Origin of the sequence: Bradyrhizobium sp. NBAIM08 (assembly GCF_020193935.1) — a bacterium.
In the GTDB taxonomy this organism is placed as follows: domain Bacteria; phylum Pseudomonadota; class Alphaproteobacteria; order Rhizobiales; family Xanthobacteraceae; genus Bradyrhizobium; species Bradyrhizobium yuanmingense.
The window spans coordinates 1-450 of sequence record NZ_JADYVR010000327.1 but is presented as its reverse complement, the minus strand read 5'-3'; the positions used below and the strand labels follow the sequence as shown (position 1 = coordinate 450).

The 450-nt window shown below is 74.2% G+C and carries 1 protein-coding gene; it reads right to left on the bottom strand.

The window, feature by feature from the left end; translation table 11 throughout:
* The coding region (locus I6F37_RS39725; RefSeq protein ID WP_225154338.1) for a beta-carotene 15,15'-dioxygenase, Brp/Blh family at positions 1–450 on the bottom strand (450 nt) is incomplete at both ends.

The following is a 450-nucleotide window of genomic DNA, read 5'->3' as shown; positions in this document are numbered from 1 at the left end:
GGCAAGGACCAGGGCTGCTCCTTCGAGGAGCGCTCCGCGCGAGGGCCGTCCAAGGGCGAGCCAGGCCAGCGCCGCCCCTGCCCAGACCCAGGATGCCGTAAGGAGCCAAGCCGGCGGTCCGTCCAGCGGCAGCCCTGCCACCACGCCCAGCACCTCGGCCGTCGCGTGCGGCTGCAGCAGCGTCGGCGCGGCGATGGGCAGGCCGCCACGCACAAAGGCCTCCCAAGGCCGCCCTGGCGCCTCCTCCGACCCGAAGTGCCAGGCGGACAGAGTTAGGAACCCAGCCAGCGTCGCCTCAGGGGCCAGGCGCCACGCCAGCAGCACCGCTGCCGCCAGCAGGAGGTAGGGCACGGCGAAGACGCCGAACCACCACCGCCCCCAGCGCGGCCGCAGGAGCGGTCGTGCCACCTCGCCATCGAGCGCGCCGTGAGGCACGCCGAGCAGGATGAT